A 3500-nucleotide genomic window follows, 5' to 3' on the forward strand; every position below is an offset into this window, starting at 1 on the left:
GACTCGCTCGGCGCTGCGGCCCCACGCGATGGCCGTCGCCTCGGCATGCGTCCAGATCTTCGTGAGTCCCTTGTCGGCGGCCTTGCCCGCGGCGGCCGCCTGGATCTTCTGCAGCACCCGTGGCACGACCACCAGGAACGTCGGTCGGAGGGTGTCGAGCGTGGCGACGACGGTCGAGGGGTCGGACAGGTGCGCGATGCGCATCCCGCTGGCCAGGCAGATCAGTTGCAGGCCGCGGGCGAGCACGTGAGCGAGAGGGAGGAAGATGACCGTGTTGCCGGACTCGTTCACGATCTCGCTGTAGGCCGCGGCGATGTTCAGCACCTGACCGAGGAAGTTGCGGTGCGTGAGCACGACGCCCTTCGGGTCGCCCGTGGTGCCCGAGGTGTAGACGATCGTCGCGGGGTCATCCTGCGTGGCTGCCGTCCTGCGGGCCTCGAGCTCCACATCGGTCACGTCGATGCCGCGGGCGACCAGGTCGAGGAGCGTCCAGGGCGAGGTCTCGGCGCTCATCACCCACGCCCCGAGGGTGACTCCGCCGGCGTGCGAGAGCGCCGACTCGAGCAGCGCCGCATGTTCGGTCGTGCCGCCGATGGCCAGGCGTACCCCGGCATCCGCGACGATCGCGTCCACCTGGGACGGCGACGAGGTCTCGTAGATCGGCACGACGACAGCACCGGCGTACCAGGCCGCAAGGTCGGCGACGGCCCATTCGTAGCGGGTGGGAGCCATGATCGCGATGGGGTCGCCGACCCGGATGCCCTGGGCGATGAACCCCTTCGCCAGAGCGCGCACCTCGTCCTCGAACGCGCGGGTGGTGACCGGCCGCCAGGAGTCCGTCGACGCGTCCTCGACCTCGAACGCCACATGGTCCGGGGCGGCGGCGGCCCGCGCAGCCAGCAGGTCGGTGACGTTGCGGTGGCCGTCGAGGGCGGCGAGCGGTGGTGTCGACGATTCGATCATCGGGGCTTCTCTCGGTCGTGCGGACGGCGCGGAGGGCGCACGAAATCGCCCTTCCTATCTCTGTTCGGAACCGATGACGATTCGGATGGGATGCTTTTCGAACGAACGAGAACGAGCGGAGGCTGCCGGTGAGCATCAGGTACGACCCCGAGGTGGACGCCGCCTACATCACGATCGGCCGCGATCTTCTTCCGGGTGAAGCGGCCGCCCAGGTCGCCGACATCCGTGACCCTCGCGGAGACGGGGAGATTATCCTCGACTTCGACTCGGAGGGTTACCTGCTCGGCATCGAAGTCCTTCACGCGTCAAGGCTTCTCCGGGCCGAGGATCTCGATGGGGCCACCCGGCCTCGTTCTTCATGGGGGAATGGACGGATCGATGACTGAGCAGGGGCAGGATGTTGCGGCTGATCTTCGGCGGCTCATCGCGGAGGGGTGCATCTCAGAGGGTGCTCTGCAGGCTGTGACACGGATAACGCAAGAGAAGATCGCTGCTTTCCTCGCCGATGATTCGGCAGGTGCCGAGAGGCCCGTCGCGGAGGAGCCGACGCTGTCTCCGCAAGAGATGACGCGCGTCTCGATCCTCGGTGCGCAGTTGGCGTACGGTTTCGAGATCGACGATGACGAACGCCTCCGCGCGATCCTGGAGACGCTGACGGTGGAGTGCGGTTTCACACTCCCACACATCAGCCGACTGACGAGGGTCGCTCTGGACGACCTGACGACGGCGCTCGACGATCCCGGAGCTCTCGAGAGCGAGGGGCGGTACAGGATTGCGCTGAGGGCGTCTTATCTGATCAACGCCGTCAACCAGGCCCGACCTGTGGGGGCGTAGACCTGTGGGTGCGTAGAGGTGGAGGGGCTGACGGGAATCGAACCCGCGCTGTCTGCTTGGGAAGCAGAAGTTCTACCATTGAACTACAGCCCCGTACCCGCGTCCGAGGAGCGGGCGAACGCCAGCCTACCCGTCCGGTGCCCTTTGGCCAAAGCAGGCACGGCGTCGGAAGCCCGTGGCAACTAGGCTGGTGCCGTGCTTCTCAGCGACCGCGACATCAAGGCAGAACTCGCATCCGGCCGCATCGGCCTCGACCCGCGTGAAGACGGGATGATCCAGCCGTCGAGCATCGACGTGCGTCTGGACCGGTACTTCCGCCTGTTCGACAACCACAAGTACCCCTTCATCGATCCGTCGGTCGACCAGCCGGAGCTCACGCGCCTGATCGAGGTCGACCCCGACGAACCGTTCATCCTGCACCCCGGTGAGTTCGCGCTCGGGGCGACGTTCGAGCAGGTCACGCTGCCCGACGACATCGCGGCGCGTCTCGAGGGCAAGTCGTCGCTCGGACGCCTCGGACTCATCACGCACTCGACCGCGGGTTTCATCGATCCCGGCTTCACGGGGCACGTCACGCTCGAACTGGCGAACGTCGCGACCCTGCCGATCAAGCTGTGGCCGGGGATGAAGATCGGTCAGCTGTGCTTCTTCCGGCTCACTTATCCCGCCGAGAACCCCTACGGATCCGGTCCTTACGGCAACCGGTACCAGGGACAGCGCGGACCGACGGCCTCCCGGTCGTTCCAGAACTTCCATCGGACGGATGTCGGCACCACCGACATCGGAGCAGTCGGAGGCTGAGATGACCGACGCGAGCGGTACGCAGCCGGAAGAGCCCGTCATCCCGGAGCAGGCATCCTCCCTGGAGGAGCCGCGCTCGCCGGAGGGGCTCGATCTTCCGGACGAGTCGCTGATCCCGCCCGCCGACGTCGCAGCCCTCCGCCCGAACGACTCCCATCCGCCGTCAGATGCGGCGAGGTCCTGACCCGACGGCGGAGGCGGATCGGGAGTCGGACCTAGGCTTGATGAGTGGCGGATTCGCGGGGAAGGGTGTGGACCGGGATCGCCGTGTCCGCCGATGCAGAGAGCAGCATGCCGGTGGCCACGATCGTCACCGTGCCGCGGGGGGAGAGCAGCTGGACCGAACCCACCTCGCCGAGAGTGTCGCCGTCGCCCAGCAGCAGCACTCGTCCGTCGAGAGCCGCAGCGCGCGGATCGTCGATCGCTCCCGAGAGCGTGCTCAGCTCGTCAGCCGACCGCGTCCTGCACCTTGGTCTGCGCCTCGGCGACCTTGGCGCGGGCGAGGAGTTCGCTGCGCTTGTTCTTGAGCTCGACCAGCTTGTCCTTCATGCCGTTCAGGCCGCTCTTGAGCTTGTCGACGATCTCGGTCTGGGCCGCGATCTGCGGCTCGGCGCCCGTGGCCTCGCGCTCGGCGCTGATCTGACGCTGGAGAGCGATCTTCGCCAGGTTGTCGAACTTGTCGGCGTCGGCGGTGTTGCCGCTCGCGCGCATCTCATCGGCCTTGCGGCTGGCGGCGAGGGCCTTGTTGCCCCACTCGGTCGAAGCCTGGACGTCTTCCTCGTGGTCGCGCTCGAGCAGGCGCAGGTTGCCGATGGTCTCCGCGATCGCGGACTCGGCGTCGGCGATGCTGTTCGTGTAGTCGCGAACGAGCTGGTCGATCATCTTCTGCGGGTCTTCCGCAG

At 67.2% G+C, this 3500-nt stretch carries 6 protein-coding genes, 1 tRNA gene and 1 pseudogene; 4 read left to right on the forward strand and 4 right to left on the reverse strand.

The genetic code is table 11. The features are described 5' to 3' along the window. Positions 1 to 963 (reverse strand): AMP-binding protein (locus KZA10_RS09885; protein WP_218682776.1); only part of this gene is annotated, 963 nt, incomplete at its 3' end. A gap of 128 nt (positions 964 to 1091) precedes the next feature. Between KZA10_RS09885 and KZA10_RS09890 the strand changes: the two genes are divergently transcribed. Further along, a complete protein-coding gene (locus KZA10_RS09890; RefSeq protein WP_141386942.1) occupies positions 1092 to 1349 on the forward strand; it encodes a DUF2283 domain-containing protein in 258 nt (85 codons plus the stop codon). Further along, the gene (locus KZA10_RS18610; protein ID WP_189052681.1) at positions 1342 to 1797 is read left to right on the forward strand and encodes an HTH domain-containing protein; all 456 of its coding nucleotides are present in this window, start codon (positions 1342 to 1344) and stop codon (positions 1795 to 1797) included. Before KZA10_RS09890 ends, KZA10_RS18610 begins: the two co-directional genes overlap by 8 nt. A gap of 19 nt (positions 1798 to 1816) precedes the next feature. On the opposite strand, the gene KZA10_RS09900 is transcribed toward KZA10_RS18610, so the two are convergent. Beyond that, a tRNA-Gly gene (locus tag KZA10_RS09900) sits at positions 1817 to 1890 on the reverse strand. A gap of 102 nt (positions 1891 to 1992) precedes the next feature. Between KZA10_RS09900 and dcd the strand changes: the two genes are divergently transcribed. Then, positions 1993 to 2598: a dCTP deaminase gene (gene dcd / locus KZA10_RS09905; protein WP_218682778.1), complete on the forward strand. Its 606-nt coding sequence runs from the start codon at positions 1993 to 1995 to the stop codon at positions 2596 to 2598. A gap of 1 nt (position 2599) precedes the next feature. Continuing rightward, positions 2600 to 2782: a hypothetical protein gene (locus KZA10_RS09910; RefSeq protein WP_218682779.1), complete on the forward strand. Its 183-nt coding sequence runs from the start codon at positions 2600 to 2602 to the stop codon at positions 2780 to 2782. Positions 2783 to 2813: 31 nt separating this feature from the next. Here the strand turns inward: KZA10_RS09910 and KZA10_RS09915 are convergent, their stop codons facing one another. Together KZA10_RS09915 and KZA10_RS09920 are read right to left on the reverse strand one after the other, a co-directional pair. Further along, the gene (locus KZA10_RS09915) at positions 2814 to 2984 is read right to left on the reverse strand and encodes a hypothetical protein (RefSeq protein ID WP_218682780.1); all 171 of its coding nucleotides are present in this window, start codon (positions 2982 to 2984) and stop codon (positions 2814 to 2816) included. 67 nt (positions 2985 to 3051) lie between these two features. Further along, positions 3052 to 3500: pseudogene (locus KZA10_RS09920) on the reverse strand (PspA/IM30 family protein); the annotation flags it as partial.

The organism is Microbacterium sp. BF1, assembly GCF_019279095.1.
Classification (GTDB): Bacteria; Actinomycetota; Actinomycetes; order Actinomycetales; family Microbacteriaceae; genus Microbacterium; species Microbacterium maritypicum.